At 40.9% G+C, this 19,444-nt stretch carries 13 protein-coding genes; 7 read left to right on the forward strand and 6 right to left on the reverse strand.

The features are described 5' to 3' along the window. The first annotated feature begins 128 nt into the window (after positions 1 to 128). The 4 genes from DSM08_RS15335 to DSM08_RS15350 all read left to right on the forward strand — a co-directional run bounded on the left by DSM08_RS15335 (position 129) and on the right by DSM08_RS15350 (position 7,571). Entirely contained in the window at positions 129 to 3,296 is a 3,168-nt protein-coding gene (locus DSM08_RS15335; protein ID WP_149526968.1) for a TonB-dependent receptor, read from the forward strand. A 607-nt stretch (positions 3,297 to 3,903) separates the two neighbouring features. Then, positions 3,904 to 4,860 carry a ribose-phosphate pyrophosphokinase gene (locus tag DSM08_RS15340; RefSeq protein ID WP_149526969.1) on the forward strand — a complete coding sequence of 319 codons (957 nt, stop codon included), beginning with the start codon at positions 3,904 to 3,906 and terminating at the stop codon, positions 4,858 to 4,860. 467 nt (positions 4,861 to 5,327) lie between these two features. Next, positions 5,328 to 5,924 (forward strand): 50S ribosomal protein L25/general stress protein Ctc, encoded by a 597-nt coding sequence (locus DSM08_RS15345; RefSeq protein WP_149526970.1) that lies wholly within the window; start codon positions 5,328 to 5,330, stop codon positions 5,922 to 5,924. 654 nt (positions 5,925 to 6,578) lie between these two features. Then, positions 6,579 to 7,571, forward strand: coding sequence for a transposase (locus DSM08_RS15350; RefSeq protein WP_149526971.1), 993 nt, complete (start codon positions 6,579 to 6,581; stop codon positions 7,569 to 7,571). 158 nt (positions 7,572 to 7,729) lie between these two features. On the opposite strand, the gene ric is transcribed toward DSM08_RS15350, so the two are convergent. The 3 genes from ric to azu form a co-directional block, all read right to left on the reverse strand. Beyond that, complete coding sequence (gene ric / locus DSM08_RS15355; RefSeq protein ID WP_149526972.1) at positions 7,730 to 8,452, reverse strand: iron-sulfur cluster repair di-iron protein; 723 nt, start codon at positions 8,450 to 8,452, stop codon at positions 7,730 to 7,732. 1 nt (position 8,453) lies between these two features. After that, on the reverse strand, positions 8,454 to 10,694 hold the full coding sequence (locus DSM08_RS15360; protein ID WP_149526973.1) for a nitric-oxide reductase large subunit: 2,241 nt from the start codon (positions 10,692 to 10,694) through the stop codon (positions 8,454 to 8,456). Between the two features lie 73 nt (positions 10,695 to 10,767). Continuing rightward, entirely contained in the window at positions 10,768 to 11,316 is a 549-nt protein-coding gene (gene azu, locus DSM08_RS15365; RefSeq protein ID WP_149526974.1) for an azurin, read from the reverse strand. A 491-nt stretch (positions 11,317 to 11,807) separates the two neighbouring features. On the opposite strand from azu, the gene pth reads away from it, so the two are divergent. Beyond that, positions 11,808 to 12,371 (forward strand): aminoacyl-tRNA hydrolase, encoded by a 564-nt coding sequence (gene pth, locus DSM08_RS15370; protein ID WP_149526975.1) that lies wholly within the window; start codon positions 11,808 to 11,810, stop codon positions 12,369 to 12,371. Positions 12,372 to 12,464: 93 nt separating this feature from the next. Here pth and DSM08_RS15375 read toward each other — a convergent pair whose 3' ends face one another. After that, entirely contained in the window at positions 12,465 to 14,597 is a 2,133-nt protein-coding gene (locus tag DSM08_RS15375) for a M56 family metallopeptidase (protein ID WP_149526976.1), read from the reverse strand. Positions 14,598 to 14,601: 4 nt separating this feature from the next. Next, positions 14,602 to 14,964 carry a BlaI/MecI/CopY family transcriptional regulator gene (locus tag DSM08_RS15380; protein ID WP_149526977.1) on the reverse strand — a complete coding sequence of 121 codons (363 nt, stop codon included), beginning with the start codon at positions 14,962 to 14,964 and terminating at the stop codon, positions 14,602 to 14,604. A 300-nt stretch (positions 14,965 to 15,264) separates the two neighbouring features. Between DSM08_RS15380 and DSM08_RS15385 the strand changes: the two genes are divergently transcribed. Further along, positions 15,265 to 16,551, forward strand: a complete 1,287-nt coding sequence (locus tag DSM08_RS15385; RefSeq protein WP_149526978.1) for a citrate synthase — start codon at positions 15,265 to 15,267, stop codon at positions 16,549 to 16,551. A gap of 239 nt (positions 16,552 to 16,790) precedes the next feature. Here DSM08_RS15385 and DSM08_RS15390 read toward each other — a convergent pair whose 3' ends face one another. After that, positions 16,791 to 17,246, reverse strand: coding sequence for a T9SS type A sorting domain-containing protein (locus DSM08_RS15390; protein ID WP_149526979.1), 456 nt, complete (start codon positions 17,244 to 17,246; stop codon positions 16,791 to 16,793). Between the two features lie 208 nt (positions 17,247 to 17,454). Between DSM08_RS15390 and DSM08_RS15395 the strand changes: the two genes are divergently transcribed. Next, the gene (locus DSM08_RS15395; RefSeq protein ID WP_149526980.1) at positions 17,455 to 19,395 is read left to right on the forward strand and encodes a KUP/HAK/KT family potassium transporter; all 1,941 of its coding nucleotides are present in this window, start codon (positions 17,455 to 17,457) and stop codon (positions 19,393 to 19,395) included. The last annotated feature ends 49 nt before the right edge of the window (positions 19,396 to 19,444 follow it).

Here is a 19,444-nt window from a genome sequence, read left to right on the forward strand (position 1 = left end):
AATAACAACACATCTCCCAACTCCCCCATTTTTTGAAATTTAAAAATTTCATAATATTTCATTAACCATTTGAAAATCCGGGTAGAATATTTTCGCAGCATAAAACATCTACGTCTTATAAAAAAATCATGCTAAGAAAACTCTCAGGTATAGTAGCCGTGCTGCTAATCAATCTACTCCTGTGCAACTCAAACCTTTTCGCACAAAGTACAGATGCAACCATTACAGGTAAAGTGATGGATGCCAATGGTCCGGTAAAAGGAACGTCCATTACGATCCACAATGAATCCACCGGATTTAAGCAAACAACCTTAACCAATCAAAATGGTGTTTTTACCTTTCTACAATTGCCCTTAGGTTCGCCTTATAGCGTTTCGGCTAACCATATTGGTTATACCGGGCAGAAAAAAAGCGGCTACAAATTGAGCTATGGAGACGAATTGGTTATCGATTTCGAACTCGCCGATCAATCGAATGAGATCGATGAAATCGTCATTAACGGCGGCGATTTAAAAGACAAAATAAAGACGCTCGGCGCATCTACAGCGATTACCGCAAATGAATTGAAGAAAATGCCTGTCAATGGTCGTAATTTCAGTTCTTTAATCGACCTTTCCCCTGTCAGCAATGGGAACAATCTTGCCGGACAACGTGCTTCATCGACGAATTTTACCGTAGATGGGATGAACTCCCGTAGTACAGTTGCGGGTGGTAATGCTTCTGGTGCCTACGCCATATCCATGGAAGCTATTCAAGAATTTAAAGTGGTTACCAACGATTACGATGTTACCTATGGCCGAAGCGGTGGCGGAAGTGTTACTACGGTTACAAAGGCCGGTACTAACACCTTCAAGGGATCCGTATTCACCTTCGGAAGAACCGATTGGTTATCGAGCCAATATAATTTAAATGGAACCCCACGTTCACAGGAATTCTCCACCTATCAAACTGGTTTTTCATTGGGTGGTCCAATCGTAAAGGATAAAGCACATTTCTTTGTCGCATTAGACCGTCAAAGAGATGCTCGTCCGTTACAAATTGCCAATATTGTAAGTCCTGAGGATGTTGCCCGTTACAAGGTAACACAAGCAACATTGGATGAGTTTGCGCAGATCGCTGAACAAAAATATGGTGCTAATCCCGACAGATTATTCGGCGAATTCAACAAAAAGAAAAACACCGACGCTGCATTCGCTCGTATCGACTGGCAGATAAACGATAAAAACCTATTGACCATCCGTAACAATTTTATTTACGATATGGATGATCAACAAGAGGGCGACAACTCCAACATCAACGCTTACGAGTCTTATACGAACCGTAAATACATCACCAACAGTTTGATGGCTTCCTTACGTACATCCATCAATCCCAAAATTACGAACGACTTCAAGCTGCAATACTTTTTAGAACGATCTGAAGCATTGCACAATGTTGAAGGATTCGGACAGGACCAAAGTATTCCACGTGCAATCGTTGAAGAAGTGGAATCTATCGATGGAAACGACAAATATTATCGCTCTATTCAGATCGGTGGACAGCGTTTCGCTCCGGAATGGTTCCATGGCGATATGTTTCAACTCGTTAACAACGTTTATTACAACACGGAGAAAATAAAATATACGTTCGGTATTGATGCGATGTACACCGACATGAACTTCCGCTATGGTAGTGAAATGAATGGCCGTTACTACTTTACGGGTATGAAAAACTTCGCCGACTTAAAACCGTATCGTTATGCTCGCGACGTCTATATGACCGACCAGGAGAATACCAAAGTAAACAACCTGGCCATTGGTATCTATGGACAGTTAGAAACCAAGGTTGCCAGAGGCTTAGACATGGTTTTAGGCGTACGCTTGGACAATACACAGTACCTGCGCAAAGCTAATTTTAATCAAGTAGTATACGATGAATTAGGGATTTCTACCGACAACGGGATCAATACCTTCCAGTTTCAACCACGTGTGCAGTTTACCTGGGATGTTAATGAGGAGCGAAAAGACATTATCCGTTTTGGTGCTGGTATATTCGGATCGGCACTTAACCCCTATTCGATGCTGAACAATGTGCTATTCGACGGTACAAAAATTGCCGGCGTAGATATTACCGACCCTGCGCTCATTCCTACTCCCAATTTCCCTGGATACCGAAACGACCCTAATAGTGCACCTGGTCGGGACTTGTTGAACCAACCGGGGGTCGAAAAACTGATTACGATCAACACGAACCATAAAGATGTTAAAGTGCCGACGGTTTACAAGGCAAACTTTTCAATCAACCATTTCTTCTCGCCTTCACTACGCATCGGATTGAGTGCTTATGCGACATGGGCAAGAAACAACTATATGTATGTAGACCGCAACATGGTGGATGAACCTTACTTCCGCCTTGCTGCAGAGGGCAATCGTGGCGTGTATATCCCAGCAGACAAAATCAATGCGAACAATGGCGCCGCCAATTGGGTTCACAGTCGTAAAACTGACCAGATTGGACGCGTATTGGAGATGAACAGCGAAGGAAAGAACAACACTTATACGGTCGTGGTTGACGGAACATACCGTTATTGGAAAGATGGTCAGGTAAGCATGTCATATACCTGGAACGATGCTAAAGACAATACCTCATATAATGGAAATGTGGCAAACTCAGCGACCTTATCCCTTATGGTGCAGGATGACCCTCGCGATCTAAGTCGAATGACTTATTCAGATAATCAATTCCGTCATAAAGTTGTGTTTTACGGAACATTGCCATCAATCTGGGGTATCTCGATGGGATTGCGCTATAGCGGCATCGCCGGAACACGCTATTCATTATCCGTAAAAGGAAATGTGAATGGAGACTTTGTAGCTTCCAATGACCTTGCCTTTGTATATAACCCGGATGACAATAATGTCCCTCAGAATCTACGCGAAGGCATCCAGAAAATTCTCGACAATCCAAAGGCTGAACAGAGCATCAAAGATTATATCCGAAACAATGCTGGAAGAATTGCCGAGCGTAATGGCGGAGTAAACGGCTTTTATGGGGTATTCGACTTGCACCTTGCCAAGGAATTCAAATTCTACAAAACACATGGCATCGAAGCATCTGTGGATATCTTCAATGTGGCTAACCTTTTCAACAAGGATTGGGGCGTTGGGAATAATCTTGGCAAACAAGAGCTTTATAGCATCAAGAGCTTCGATGCTCAGAAACTGCAATACTTATATAATATGACTTCTAACGTTGGGGTATCTACCTTAAACGGAAATCCATTCCAAGTACAACTGGGATTGCGATATTCTTTCTAGAAATTGTATCATAAATAAAAGACCTTCAGGGATGTATAAATTCTTGAAGGTCTTTTTGATTTTAACTCAGTATACGAATGCTAAAAATATCAGCTTAGTATACTGAAGAAACTGGCCCAAAGATTCACAATCTTCAGAAGCCAGTTCCATTAAACTATTTAGGGATTCGTTACTGTAAACCAACACAACAAAACCTAAAAAGAGCATCCAATTCAACTTCAAATAGGCTCAACAATGACACCTTAGTACCAACTATTGCTCAATCCCCTTTCACTCCCCTTTCAAACCCAATGTATAACCCTTTCAGAGCCGTTCGGAAAGGGCTATACATTGGGTTTGATTATAGAGATTAAAAGCATTGAGCAGATTCAGCTCTTAAGAAGTGTTACCCAGGTATATCTTCACTTTTATAGATTGATTTCGAAGCTATTACCAGAAATCAAGAGTTAGAACGTAGACTTATGAAACAGCAGTTTATATATTGTTTTAAATTCTCAAACATTTACCTAACTTTGCGGCAACATTAGGTTAAACGCTAGCTAATGTTGGAGTAAGGAAAACAGTAATTGAAAATTCTTTAAATAAAAACCCCAAAAAATACCTCACCATGCCTTTGCAATTCAACACGGTAAAACTATTTGCTGGTTCTGGCACCCTAGAATTAGCAGACAAAATTTCGAAAGCATACGGAAAACCCCTTGGCGACAAGACTCTTTCTAAATTTTCAGACGGAGAAATCCAACCTTTCTACAACGAATCTGTTCGTGGTAGCGACGTTTTCCTTATTCAGTCTACCAATCAACCTACAGACAATCTGTTGGAGTTGTTATTGATGATTGATGCTGCAAAGCGTGCTTCTGCACACTACATCACTGCTGTAGTTCCTTATTTTGGTTTCGCACGTCAAGACCGTAAGGATAAGCCTCGCGTGGCAATCGGCGCTAAAATGATCGCTAACCTGATCACTGCTGCTGGTGCTAGCCGCATCATGACGATGGACTTACACGCTGCACAAATCCAAGGATTCTTCGATATCCCTGTTGACCACTTAGATGGTGCAATTATCTTCGTTCCTTACATCAAGTCATTGAACCTAGAAAACTTAATGATTGCTTCGCCAGATATGGGCGGTTCATACCGTGCTCGTACGTTCGCGAAGTTCTTCAATGCAGAGGTTGTTATCTGTGATAAACGCCGTAAACGTGCTAACGAAATCGAATCGATGTCGATTATCGGTGATGTAACAGGTCAGGATGTGGTATTGATCGATGACATCTGTGATACTGCCGGTACCCTATCAAAAGCAGCAGCCTTGATCATGGAAAATGGTGCTAGATCGGTACGCGCAGTTTGTACACACGCGGTGTTATCCGGGAAAGCATACGAAACAATCGAAAACTCGGTATTATCAGAAATGATCGTAACTGACACTATTCAGCTTAACCCTGAGAAAGCAGCAACATGCAGCAAAATTAGAGTGTTATCTACTGATAAACTTTTCGCTAACGCTATCAAAAACGTAAATGAACATGGTTCAATTTCGGATTTGTTTAATGTGGATTAGGAGTATTTAGTAGTTAGTATTTAGTAGTTAGTATAAAGACCTATGGCGGCCAATTTGGTCGCCATTTTTTTGTCCATATTTTTTCTAACTAGTTAATACTGTTTTGAACCTTTGTTTAACCAAGAAGGGAAAATTTCTTCTGAACCAGGAAAGGAAGGATAGAGAAGATGAGCAGGATCCTGTTAATCATTGCATCCTTCCTTTCCTGGTTCAGACAAAAGGCATTCCTTGCCTATCCTGTTAATCCTTGCATCCTTCCTTTCATGGTTCAGACAAAAGGCATTTCTTGCTTATTCCTGACCATCCTTGCATCCTTCCTTTCCTGGTTCAGAAAAAACACTAACCTCTAATTTCTAATTTCTAACATCTATTCCCGCCAAAGGTCTAAATACTAACTACTAAATACTACTTTGTTTTATAAAACAAAGTAATTATCTTTGCACCTCAATTTATAATAAATTCATAACATGAAATCAATTGCTATTAGCGGTTCTGCAAGACAGAACGTAGGGAAAAGAGATTCGAGAGAATTGCGTTACGAGGGTCAAATCCCTGCAGTTCTTTACGGTGGTAAAGAACAAACACATCTTTCGGTATCCGCAGCTGATTTGAAATCTGTTCTATACACTCCAGAGGTGATCTTCGTAGAATTGGATATCAACGGCAAGAAAACAAAAGCTATCGTTCAAGATGCTCAATTCCACCCATTAACAGATTTAGTTACTCACGTTGACTTTTTAGAGTTATTTGATGACAAAGAAGTGTCTATCAATATCCCAGTTAAATTAACTGGTACTTCTCCAGGTGTTAAAATGGGGGGTAAATTAGTTCAAAAATTACGTAGCTTACGTGTTAAAGCATTACCTAACAACTTACCTCAAGAAGTAGAAGTTCCTATGGAAGGTTTAGAAGTTGGTAAATCATTCCGCGTAGGACAAGTGAAATTAGAAAACGCTGTTGTATTAAACAACGCTGACGATACTATCGTTTCTGTAATCATGTCTCGTGCTTTACGTCAAGCAGAGCAAGAAGCAGCTAAAGCAGCTAAAGGCGGTAAAAAATAAGGAATACACAATTCCAAGACAAAAAAGAGAGGTAATCGAAAGATTACCTCTTTTTTTTGTCTTAGATATTAGATGTGAGACATTAGATTTTAGACTTGTCTGAACCAGGAAAGGAAGGATGAAAGGATTGGCAGGATCGGGTCTAAGTACTAAATACTTATTACTAACTACTATTTCTGAACCAGGAAAGGAAGGATGAAAGGATTAACAGGATCGGGTCTAAGTACTAAATACTTATTACTAACTACTATTTCTGAACCAGGAAAGGAAGGATGAAAGGATTGACAAGATTGGGTATAGCGGATTAATGGGCACTATTGTCTCTGAACCAGGAAAGGAAGGATTTAATGATTGGCAGGATCGAGTATGGCGTTGAATGAGGGCACAATTGTCTTTGAACCTTTGGTTTAAACAGAGAGTAATTGATGAATAAATACTTAATAGAAGATATAAGGTATTACCTAACGGAAGCGTTAGGATGAATAAGGCAGGTTGAACATTATTTTGAAGTAGTCGTTAAGGACTTTTCCTGGTATCTGTGCCTACCTTATTCATTGCCTAAGGCCAAACTAGAATAGTTTTATTATCAAAGGTACTTCAAAGGTACTAGGTAACGGGCAATTTTTCAATCATTTACATTAAAAAGTTTAGATCATGAAAAAAGATCGTATTACCTTAGGTGTCGACGTTTCTAAGAAGACAATGGACATCTGCCATTGGGGCACACATGATTTCATTAAGATCGAGAACAACAGTTCGGGATTTAAGCAATTGGCAAAGTGGATGCGAGGGAAAGGTTTTGTATCAAGCCAAGTCTTCTTTATCATGGAATATACTGGTGGATATGAATACAGATTCCTGCAGTATTGCGAGTCAAAAGGTCTTTCGTATACACGCAAATCTGGTCTAGAGATCAAGAAGTCGATGGGCATGGTCCGTGGCAAGAGCGATAAGCAAGACTCCTTTAGGATTGCCCAGTATGGGGAAGAAAAGGCTTATATGCTCGAACCAAGCGGTAAATTGAATTCTACAATATTTGATCTTAAACAGCTGATCTCCTTTCGTAAACGTCTAGTGAGAGCGATGGCCGGTTACAAAGCGAGCAGCTCTGAGCGCAAGGCGATGTACGGGAAAGACGCAGGGAAGGTGATCCTGAAGGTCAGTAAAACAATGATAGATGTTTATAAGAAAGAGATCTACAGAGTAGAACGAGAAATCTTACAGCTCATCGAAAGCGATGAATCGCTCAACAGGAACTATCAGATCCTCAAAAGCGTCAAAGGGATAGGCCCGGTCAATGCCTGGATGACGATCGTTTATACGGAGAATTTCAAGGCTTTTACCGATCCCCGAAAATACGCAGTCTATGCCGGTGTGATACCATTTGAGCACACTTCCGGGACCAGTATTCGCGGTCGAAAGCGAGTCTCGCATATGGCCAACAAGGCCATAAAGCAGGAGTTGAACCAAGCGGCAAAGATTGCCATTACACATGACAAGACGCTCCGAGAATATGCGCAACGGAAGCTCACAACCAAAGCTTACCCGTTGGTCTTGAACAATGTGAAATTCAAGCTGATTCTGATCATGTTTTCCTTGATCGGACGACAGGAGATGTATCGGGAAGATTATCATTATGCAGCGTGATAGAAAAAATATTAAAGAAAATTTGCATATGTCAAAAACCTAGAATACCAGGAAAGGAAGGATGAAAAGATATGCAGGATCCTATCAATCCTAAAATCCTTCCTTTCCTGGTTCAAGACAAGTCTAAAATCTAATGTCTAATGTCTAAAATCTAATATCTAATTCAACGCTTGCTGCAACGCAATAGATTTTGGGAATAAAATATTATTCTCTAGATGGATATGTTTATGCAGGTCGTCTTCAAATTCTTTCAACATCTCATAGGTTACGCGGTAGGTGCTGCAACCATCGGCAGGGACCGCATAGTTGTCGGTTAGCTTCGCAATCTTTTCGAAGCGTTCACCTTCGGCATCGTGTTCATGTTCCATCAGGTGGATTGGATTCTCGATGGAGCCGAATGGGGCCGCTGCCAATTGGGTATGATCGATTTCTGAATTGATCATTTGGACAATGTAAGGGAACAAGATTTTTTCTTCTTTTACGAGGTGCTGTCCGAGTTCTTTTGCACATTCCTGGAATAGTTTGTTCACCTCTAACAGTTCGGGGTGGCGCCCTCCGTGTACTTGGCACAGCTTGTTCAGGTATGCTAATATCACTGGTGCTTTCTCGCGCACATAGCGGTGATGTGTTTTCTCAATATACGAAGCCAGGAGGTCTGCCGGCCATGATGCATAATCAATATGCGTTTCATTAGGCTCGCTCAAAACGGTTTTAAGCTCTTCGGTTAGTTTCTCCACATCTACGGATTTCTTTGCTGCTGCTTCTTGTACGGATTTTCCGCCACCGCAGCAAAAGTCTAAACCATATTTACTAAATACTGCTGCAGCATGAAAGTTCTTCGCTACAATATCCCCTATTTTTTCATTTACTAAATTTTCCATATCAGTTTTTAATTTTATTTTTCAATGTTAGATCAAATACGAACCATGCGCAGGCGAATACACCTATGGCGAAGATTACATCGCCCGGCGTGCGCATCCATTTCAAGAATACCATTCCTGGTTGTTGCATTAATTCGGCAGAACGCGCATACCACATTCCCTCTTTAATACTTGCAATCGCTTGCCATACGCCTACTGGCAAGAGGCTGAGCAATGCCATCGCCAGGAGGCCGATGTTCAGGCTCCAGAAGCCTATCTTTAAGATTTTCTCATTCCACTGCACATCGCGGTATAGACTGCGCAATACAAACAGCATAAGTCCGATTCCCAACATACCATACACTCCAAATAAGGCGGTGTGCCCGTGCAACGGTGTTGTGTTTAATCCTTGGACATAGTATAACGCGATTGGAGGATTGATAATAAATCCGAACACCCCGGCGCCAAGAAAGTTCCAGAAGGCAACGGATATCAGATAGTAGATCGGCCATTTATAATCCTGCAACCATTTGGTCGATTTAGACAGCTTGTAGTTATGATAAGCTTCGAAACCTATGATGGTCAACGGTACGACTTCCAACGCGCTGAAGGTTGCTCCCAAAGCCATCACGGCGGTTGGAGTTCCAGAGAAATACAGGTGGTGGAATGTTCCGAGGATACCTCCCGAAAGGAAGATAATCGTCGAGAACAATACGCTTGCCGTTGCCGACTTCGGTTTCAACAGACCTAAGCGTACGAATAAGAAGGCCATAACCACCGTTGCAAACACCTCGAAAAATCCTTCCACCCATAGGTGCACCACCCACCATCTCCAATATTCGGCAATCGCTAGATTCGTTTGTCTTCCCCACATCAACCCTGCACCATAGAATAATGCAATTGCGGAGCAGGAAATCAGGAACATAATGATGAGGTTTTTCTCCTCGCCTCCTTTTTTCAATACCGGGATCAGCGGACGCACCATCAATGCCAGCCAAACAAAGAGACCAACGAATAGGAATAACTGCCAGAAGCGTCCTAGGTCTACATATTCATAGCCCTGATGTCCGAACCAGAAGTTCTGTACCAAGTCTAATTTTTGCATAACGCCAAACCATTGTCCAACCATGGAGCCCACAACGATGATAAGCAGGGCAATGAACAGGAAGTTGACACCGAAGCATTGGAATTTAGGGTCCTTTCCGCCTACTGCCGGTGCAATGTAGAGTCCGGTTGCCAACCAAGCTGTGGCGATCCAGAAGATGGCAAGCTGGGTATGCCAAGTACGCGTTACGGAATAAGGCAGGAATTGATCGAGCGGAATACCATAAAGGCCATCGCCTTCGACTCCATAGTGGGCAGTAACAATCCCCAATCCGACCTGAACGAGCATCAACAAGCTAACAATCCAGAAATACTTCTTCGTTAAGCGCATGGATGGGGTTATGCCTTGGCGTAGCAAAGGGTCTTGAGCCGGGTAGAGCAGCTCGTCATCTTCGCCCGATTTTACTTGCCATAGCACTAATGCGCCCACACAGAAGATCAATAGGATAATACTTACGCCAGACCAGGCAAGCAAGTCCATTGTCATCTCATTACCGACTAGTTTTTCATTTGGCCAGTTATGGGTATAGGATACTTGGTCGCCGGGGCGCTCAGTTACGGTTGCCCAAGTTGCCCAAAAGAAAAAGGCATTTAACTTGTGCAAACGTTCAGGGTCTTTAATGGAGTTCTTTGGAATTGCGTAATCTTTACGCAATTGGTCGAACTGAGGATCGTCTGTAAAAAGACCAGCGTAATAGGCAGATAATTCGTTTACCGCCTTTACTCGGTCCGCGTCTATAGTTAGGGTATTCGTCTCTTCATTGAAAGTATTCTTACGAATATTGTTCTTCAAGCGTGTTTGTAGCTTCGCTTGATCTTCATCGCTTAAGTCGGCATATGCACTGGCGAATTCCTGCTGCGCATAGCTGTCGAGCATGATGAGAGCTTCCCGGTGCAGCCAGTCTGCAGTCCAATCAGGAGCCACGTACGCGCCGTGACCCCATATTGTTCCAACTTCCTGACCACCGATACTTTGCCAAACGTTCTGACCATCTTTGATCTCTTGGCCGGTGAATAATACTTTTCCATCGGCATCGACAACCTGTTCAGGTACAGGTGGCGACACTTGGTATATTTCGTAGCCATAGTACAGCAGCACGCTAAAGGAGATAGCTACTACCAGTATAAAGGACCACCATAATTTTCGTTCTCTACTCATGTGTTTTGGATTAAAGCATCGAGACCTATATCGCAGTTGATCCCGATGCCGTATTATCTGTTATTCTTACTATTTATTGCGCAATGATTTTACCTTTCATAATACCAGCATGTCCTGGAAAAGAACAAATGAAGTCGTAGGTGCCAGGACCTGGAAGAGTAAACTCGATCGCATCTTGTTCACCGCCGCCGATTACTTTGGTATGCGCAATCACATCTTTCGATTCCGGGATATAGTCTGTATCCTTAGCATTCATTGCCGCTGTTGTAAAAGCTGCTACGTCCGCTCCTGCCTTCAATACCACAACATTGTGTCCCATTACATCCTTCTTCATGGTTCCGACATGCTTCAGCGTTAATTTAACGGGCTCAGCAGCATTGACATTGATCTCGCTCAGGTTATACTTCATTTGGTCATTACTTTCGATGACAACCTCGTTGCTAGCAGCAGCAGAACCCGCTGGCTCAGTTGCCGGAGCAGGAGCCTCACTCGTCGCAGGCGTTTCTGTTTGATGAGCACTGTGATCTACTGTTTCATTGTTAGATTGGCTTGAGTTGCCACAAGAAGCAGCGAAAAGGCCAAAAGATAAAGCTAAGATTCCGAAGGTATTTACTGTTTTCATGATTATGTGTTTCTATTTAAGACAAAAGTGTCGTAAATAGATTGCAAAAAAAATGATGGAACGCATTTTTTTAAGTGATGATATGGGGGTTAGATGTGAGACATTAGATTTTAGACATTAGAGTATGGGGTTTTATAGTAGTTAAAAAAAGAGAAAGGTTGTTTTTCTTTGGCTTCGGAAGGAAAAGTTATCTTTCTCTGGTTTCGAAAGGAAAAGTTGTCTGAACCAGGAAAGGAAGGATGAAAAGATTGTCAGGATCGGGTGTTATGCCGTTGTCTGAACCATTAAAGGAAGGAAAGGTTGTTTTGAACCAGGAAAAAAAGGATAAAAAGATTAGCAAGATCCTGTTCATCCTTACATCCTTTTTTTCCTGGTTCAAAACAATACCATCCTTACATCCTTCCTTTCCTGCTTCAAGACAAAAACCTGCATTGCTGCAGTTCTAAAATCTAATGTCTCACATCTAAAATCTAAACACTATTTTTGCCTTTATGAATTTTTTAATTGTTGGATTAGGGAATATTGGCAAGGAATACGCCGATACACGACATAACATAGGATTTATGGTTGCGGATGAGCTTGCTAATCAGGCTGGGACAACTTGGTCGACATTGAAACACGCTTATTATACGGAGTATAAGCAACGCGGACATAATGTTTATGTGATCAAACCGACTACCTTTATGAACTTAAGTGGCAAGGCTGTTAACTATTGGATGCAGGAGTTAAAGGTTCCGGTTCAGAATATTCTGGTTATTGTTGATGATCTGGCGATTCCGTTTGGGTCTTTGCGCGTAAAGCCGAAGGGCTCTGCGGCAGGACATAATGGTTTGCGCTCCATCGAAGCTTCTATTGGGGGGCAGCAGTATCCTAGATTGCGCTTTGGTATTGGTGATAACTTCTCCAAAGGTCGGCAGGTGGATTATGTATTGGGCCCATTTGATAAAGAGGAACAACGTGAATTGCCAGCATTGATAGAGCATTCGGTGAAGATGGTGAATAGCTTCATCAATATTGGTATTGAACTGACGATGACCAATCTGAATACCAAATAGGTTTCTGTTGGAAACTATGAAGATATTAAATAAGAAAAAGCATCGGAGAGATGCTTTTTCTATTATCTAAACAACAAACTTTAAAGTTTCAATTTAATCTTTGGCTTTACGGGTCGTAATCAGTATCACACCGTTCTTACCTTTATCACCATAGTCTTTCACGGCTTTGTCTCCCTTGATGACTTTCACCGTTTTGATCTTTTCGCTTTTTAAGTTATCAACCTCCTTTTTAGTGGCTTGTTTATCATCGATAAAATAAATCGCATTATTTGGAAGATCTTTTGCCGAGGTAGAGATCGTGACGTCCTGATTTGTTTTCGGACGATTGACCGCTAGCGGAGAGTCTTTTGTAATAATCTTGATTACTCCTTCAACATCATCGCCGTAGGTTGCTGTTGTAGTTTTGCCTTTTAGCACATCGACTGAGAAGATATTGTTTGGATCCAGTTTGTCGGCTTCCTCGCTTTCTACTACTTTCTCATTTACGACCCACACAATCTTTCCTTTTTCCGCATTAGACCTGAAGGTAAGCTTTCGGTTCTCTCCATTTGAATTTGATCTAATCCTTACTCCGCTAAGACGACCTTTTAATGAATCCTGCATGGGTAGATTATGCTCCTTCGCGTAAGACTTCGTGAAAACCTTTATGAGATTGGTTTTCTTTTCTTTTCCGTCTTCCGTTTTGCCCGTCTCTAACTTCATGTCGATCGAATGGATATCCTCATGTTTTATTTTTTTAACGTCTTCTTCGCTTACCTTCTTCCCGTCGATTTCGTAACTCATATTCTTACCTTCATGAGATAACCCTAATACGGATACTCCTCTCCCAGTCAATCGTAGATCATTCTTTGTTGGCGACATGCTGTTTTTTTCAATCCTCCAAACTCTAGACACGGGATCTCCTTCTTTTCTGGTTGTGATGGAGATTATTCCGTCTTTCGCTTTTGGATCAATTGCAAGAGCGTCTTTACCGGTCAAGATCTCGACGTTGTCAACACGGCGATCATCAATTAAAGAGAGGTCAAAGTCCTTAGGCATTACTTTGCCGTCGATAACAATGATCTTGTCTTTATTGGTGCCCTGATCGATAAGTTGATCAAATGAGCGCGCCTTGAAGCCTCGTACTACTTTGACGTTATTAATTTTTCCTTTCAACGTATCGCTTTGCTCTGCACTGAAGGTTAATCCGGATAATTCTTTGACGTTCGCGTTGTTAGAGTGGAATCCAGTGACTACAACTTCCTCTGTCTGTTGCGTACTTGCCTTTTTCTTCGTTGTATCTTGCTGAATAATGTTTTCCGATAGTTTGTGTCCAATTTCTGAAACATTCGTTTCAGCGGCTTTAATTACAACCGTTTCGATCTTTGCTTCCGCCTTGTTCAAGGTGAAAGTTGCTCCGGCCAGAATGAAGACCGGCAATAGGAATGCATATTTACTGAGTTCCAATTTGGATGAGCGTTTCTTGTTCATCATCATAATGCGCTTTTTTAAGGTTTTAAAATTAAACTGATTGCTGATGCCCACCGAAGCACCCTGCTTGGTGACATGCAGCAAAGAGTATTGATAAGTCTGGCGGTCGACACCTTTATCTAACACTTGTTGATCGGTCAAGTATTCAAGATTTTGACGTACGGCTTTGCGCATTAACCATACGAAAGGATTATACCAACAGCTTACCAATACTATTTCAAACAACAAGACATCCCAGGTATGATGGCCCTCAACATGGACATGTTCGTGTTTAAAAATATCGTGAAGTTCTTTTTCCAGATGTTGCTCTTTATGAACGTATATCTTGTTGAAAAAAGAGAATGGTGCGATAGGAAAAATGACATTGCGGAAAAGGTATTCCCGCCATGCGGATGGTTCGGAGTGTAAATGTATCCGCAAGAGACTAAACAGCTGAATCAGCAATTTTGTAAAGAACGCGATTGCTCCTACAGATGCAATCATCAGCAATAAGTCACTCAGCGAGAAATAGCTTGCCTTCTCCTCGAATACGAAAGGGATATAGTTGAATACTTCGCCTATCGGAAGTTCGACTCGCTTTGCGAACCATGATTTGATATCTAAAAAAGGATAGATAAATGCATATAGGGTAGCTACAAGGAAATAGACCCGATTAAGCATATAAAAGGTTAGCCCTTTCAATAGTAATTGATACCCCAGAAAGATGATAATGATAAGCAGGTTTACTTGCAACAAATAGGTCAGTAAGCTTTCCATAGGTCTATGATTTATTGTTTCGGATCATATCCATGATCTCTTCAAGTTCATTCGGGCTAAGTTTCTCTTCTTTGACAAAAAATGAAACCATTTCCTTATAGGAATTCTTGAAATAATCGCCTACAAAAGAGTTCATGAATTTCGCCTTATACTCCTCAGAAGTGATTAGAGGTTCGTAGCGTTTCGCGTTAGCATACTTGACCGCTTTCACATAGCCTTTCTTTTCTAAATTACGGATGGTTGATGCCAATGTCGTGTAAGGCATATCATCCGATTTTAAGTTATCTAGGATGTCGCGAATAAAGCCACCCCCTAATTGCCAAATAGATAGCATTGCTTCTTCTTCTTGTATTGTTAACTTCTCCATACATCTACTGATTTTTCACTAATTTACGAGTTTTTCGTAGATGTCAAAATATTTTAACATTTTTTGTTGTTTTTCTTAGGTTAAAGGGCTCGTTTTATGATAGATAATCATCTTTATATTTTCCAAAAAAGAAAACATTTAAATTGAAATGACTTTTTGCGTGAATAAGTCAATAAATCGTTCCTAAAATGACGAGATTGTGTCATTTTGATACCCTAGTCAGTTAGATTTTATAAATCAATTTCATACATTTGTGTATACGACTTTTAGTAATACTACAATTAATACAAGAAATTGACTATGTCTGAAACAGCATCTATTAACTTAAATGGCTCTTCTTATGAGTTCCCAGTAATTACGGGGACTGAAAATGAGAAAGCAATTGATATTTCAAAATTAAGAGATCAATCGGGTTACATCACATTAGACCCAGGTTATAAAAATACAGGCGCGACGAAGAGTGCCATTACCTTCTTAGATGGTGAAAAAGGTATCCTTCATTATAGAGGATATGCTATTGAAGAATTAGCAGAAAAGTCAACTTTCCTAGAGGTTGCCTATTTATTGATTTACGGCGAACTTCCTTCGAAAGACGTATTAGAGAAATTCCGCGCTGATATCCGTGCGCAAATGATGATCCATGAAGATATGAAAAACTTCTTCACCGGATTTCCATCAAAATCTCACCCAATGGGTCAGTTGTCGTGTTTAGTTGGTGTTTTATCATCTTTCTATCCGGAATCACTGAACCCGAACCAATCCGATGAAGAAGAGGATAAAATGATCATCAATTTATTGGCTAAAATGCCAACGATAGTTTCTTGGATTCAAAAGAAATCTTTAGGTCATCCGGTTGTTTATCCTAAAAACAACTTCGGTTATATTGAGAACTTCTTGAACATGATTTTTGGAGAAGTTAATCAAGAGAAAACATTCGATCCATTAGTAATCGAAGCAATGCACAAATTATTGATTCTACACGCAGACCACGAGCAGAACTGTTCGACATCAACTGTACGTATCGTAGGATCATCAAATGCGAATATGTATGCTTCTATCTCAGCTGGTATCAATGCATTGTGGGGACCTCTTCACGGTGGTGCTAACCAAGCGGTAATCGAAATGTTGGAAGCAATTAAAGAGGATGGCGGCGATGCTGAGAAATACTTAGCAAAAGCAAAAGACAAGAACGATCCTTTCCGTTTGATGGGATTCGGTCACCGTGTATACAAGAACTTCGACCCACGTGCGAAAATCATCAAGAAAGCTTGTGATGACGTATTAGAGAAATTAGGAGTTAATGACCCTGTTTTAGATATCGCTAAGAAATTAGAAGAAGCAGCATTGAACGACCAATACTTTATCGACCGTAAATTATATCCAAACGTTGACTTCTACTCAGGTATTATCTACCGCGCATTAGGATTCAATTCTGATATGTTTACTGTATTGTTCGCTTTAGGACGTCTTCCAGGATGGATTGCACAATGGAAAGAGATGCGCGATAATAAAGAACCTATCGGTCGTCCAAGACAAGTATACACCGGCGAAACATTACGCCCATACGTAAGTATCAAAGACAGATAAGAAAACACTTTTCAATTTTATAAGGAAAGGGATAGTCGAGTAACATTGGCTATCCCTTTTTTAGTAGTTAGTATTTAGTACTTAGTAGTTAGACCTATGATGGAATCATAAGTCTATTAAGAGAGGTTCTTTACCTATTACCTTCAAGAGTGATAATCGAAAAAACATTACGCACAAAAAAAGGCGTCCATTTATTGGCGCCCAAGGTCTTTATACTAAATACTAACTACTAAATACTACTATCTAACAGATATTCGCTTCACGACTGTTTCCGAGCCGCTCATTACTCTTACGAAGTATATGCCTTCTTTTAGTTTGGCACTGGAGTCGAAGTTCAGGTTTTGTGTTCCTGCGTCTAAATCACCGTTATGTAGAGCTAATACTTCATTACCAAGCGCGTCCATTACCTTTATTGATACATGGCTGTTTTTACTTAATTTGAAGTTTACAGTGACTTGATCCGCGATAGGATTGTAATAAACTTTAACGTTATTGATTAATTTATCCGACTCTTCGGCAATAACTGCTACACGATTAGCGTTTCTATTCTTAGCAGAGATTAAACTTTGCTTACTTGCGCTAGCTTTAGTCGTATCGGCTTGGAATGTATTTGCTTGGGCAAAGCCAATAAACATCCATAATACCAGGGTATTCATGATGCTAATACGTGCTATTTTACTCCATTCAAACTTCATTCTATCCTTTGGATTATTAACGCTAGGTTATGGTTTAATCAAATGTAATAATTAATTCCATACTTCCTATTACAAAAGTACATCTTTTTTCATTTTTTGACAGGCGAAAACTACAGCGTTTAACAATTTTTAACAGGAAATTACGTTGTCGCTTAAAAAGTTGTAATTTCGAACGTTTTTTAATCATTAGATCACATAAATAAAAGCTATGTCCACAGATCACAAACACGCCCTTCACAGGGTCAGCATGGGCGGTTTATTAATAAGTTTAGGGATCATATTCGGCGACATCGGGACCTCTCCTCTTTACGTTTTCAAGGCAATTTTCAATAAAGGTGAAGTCCAAGAACTAATGGTTTATGGGGGGCTTTCTTGTATTTTCTGGACCCTGACTTTACAAACGACAATCAAATATGTATTGATTGTGTTAAATGCAGATAATAAAGGTGAGGGTGGAATTCTTTCTCTGTTTTCGCTTGTTCGAAAAAGAGCGAAATGGCTCATCATCCCTGCCATTATCGGAGCGAGCACTCTGCTCGCTGATGGTATGATCACCCCGGCAATTACCATATCCTCGGCTGTCGAAGGATTAGCTATTAAGAACCCAGGCTTGCCGACTATCCCCATCGTTGTATTGATTATCTCATTGCTGTTCCTTATCCAACGTTTTGGAACAAACATCGTGGGTCGTGTATTCGGACCATTGATGTTTATCTGGTTCAGTACCATAGGGATCTTAGGACTCTCTTATTTGGGGCATTCGCCTGAAATCTGGAAGTCTTTAAATCCGTACTATGCCTATCAGCTATTAGCAAACTACCCGAATGCATGGTTTATTGTGGGTGCAATCTTCCTTTGTACTACCGGTGCGGAAGCTTTGTATTCTGACATGGGGCATTGTGGAAAGAACAACATCCGCATCAGTTGGATCTTTGTTAAACTGATGTTGATTTTCAATTACTTCGGACAGGGTGCATGGTTGTTAGAAAACAAGGGGCTTGTTCTAGGCGAGATCAACCCTTTCTATGCGATTATGCCAGATTGGTTTGTCGTTTGGGGAGTAACGATCGCTACGATTGCGGCGGTTATTGCCAGTCAGGCAATGATCTCAGGTTCATTTACCCTAATTGCAGAGGCTGTTCGCTTGAATATATGGCCGAAGGTCACTATTCGATATCCTAGCGATCATAAGGGACAAATCTACGTTCCTTCAGTCAACCTGATACTCTATCTCGGCTGTATGCTTATCATCGTTATCTTCCGAGAATCGAGCAACATGGAGGCCGCCTATGGATTAGCAATCAATATGACGTTCATCATGACGACTATTCTAATGGCTGTTTTCATGCTCCGCAAGAAAATCAACGTTGCGCTAGTCGCGTTGTTTACCGGCGTTTATATGATCATAGAGTTTGCATTCCTGATCGGTAATATTAGTAAGATTGCACATGGAGGTTGGTTGACTCTATTATTGGCAGCATCGTTATTTATTGTTATGTATGCTTGGTTTGGTGCTAGGAAGATCAAGAATCGCTTTGTTAAGTTTGTCAATGTGAAAGATTACTACGACATCCTTGCTGAGCTTAGCGAAGATAAATCTGTTCCGCAGTTTTCATCGCATCTTGTTTATTTAACTTCGGCAAATAATATACATGAGGTGGAGTCGAAGATTACCTACTCCATTATCAATAAGAAGCCTAAGCGTGCTGATGTGTATTGGTTAGCACACGTTGATGTAATGGACAATCCGCATACGCGAGAGTATAAAGTAACGCAATTGATCCCTGGAAAATTGATCCGTATTGACTTCCATTTAGGGTTCCGCGTGGAACAGAAGATCAGTCTGCTATTCCGCAAAGTAGTCGAAGAGATGGTTAAAAACGGAGAAATCGATATCACCAGCCATTACGATACGTTAAGAAAACATAATATTCCTGGCGACTTCAACTTTGTCGTACTGGAGAAAGTAATTTCCAAAACACATTTCCTGAAGTGGAATGAAAAAGTAATTCTAGAAATCTATAAGATCTTGAAGAAATTCAGTCTATCCGAAGAGAAAGGTTTTGGACTAGATAGCAGTTTCGTCACCCTGGAACGCGTCCCGCTGACGATTCCAAATACAGAGGATGTCAAGCTAAAACGACTATAATAACAATAAAAAAAGCCCTATCACGAAGGGCTTTTTTTATTATATCGAG

Origin of the sequence: Sphingobacterium hotanense, assembly GCF_008274825.1 — a bacterium.
Classification (GTDB): Bacteria; Bacteroidota; Bacteroidia; order Sphingobacteriales; family Sphingobacteriaceae; genus Sphingobacterium; species Sphingobacterium hotanense.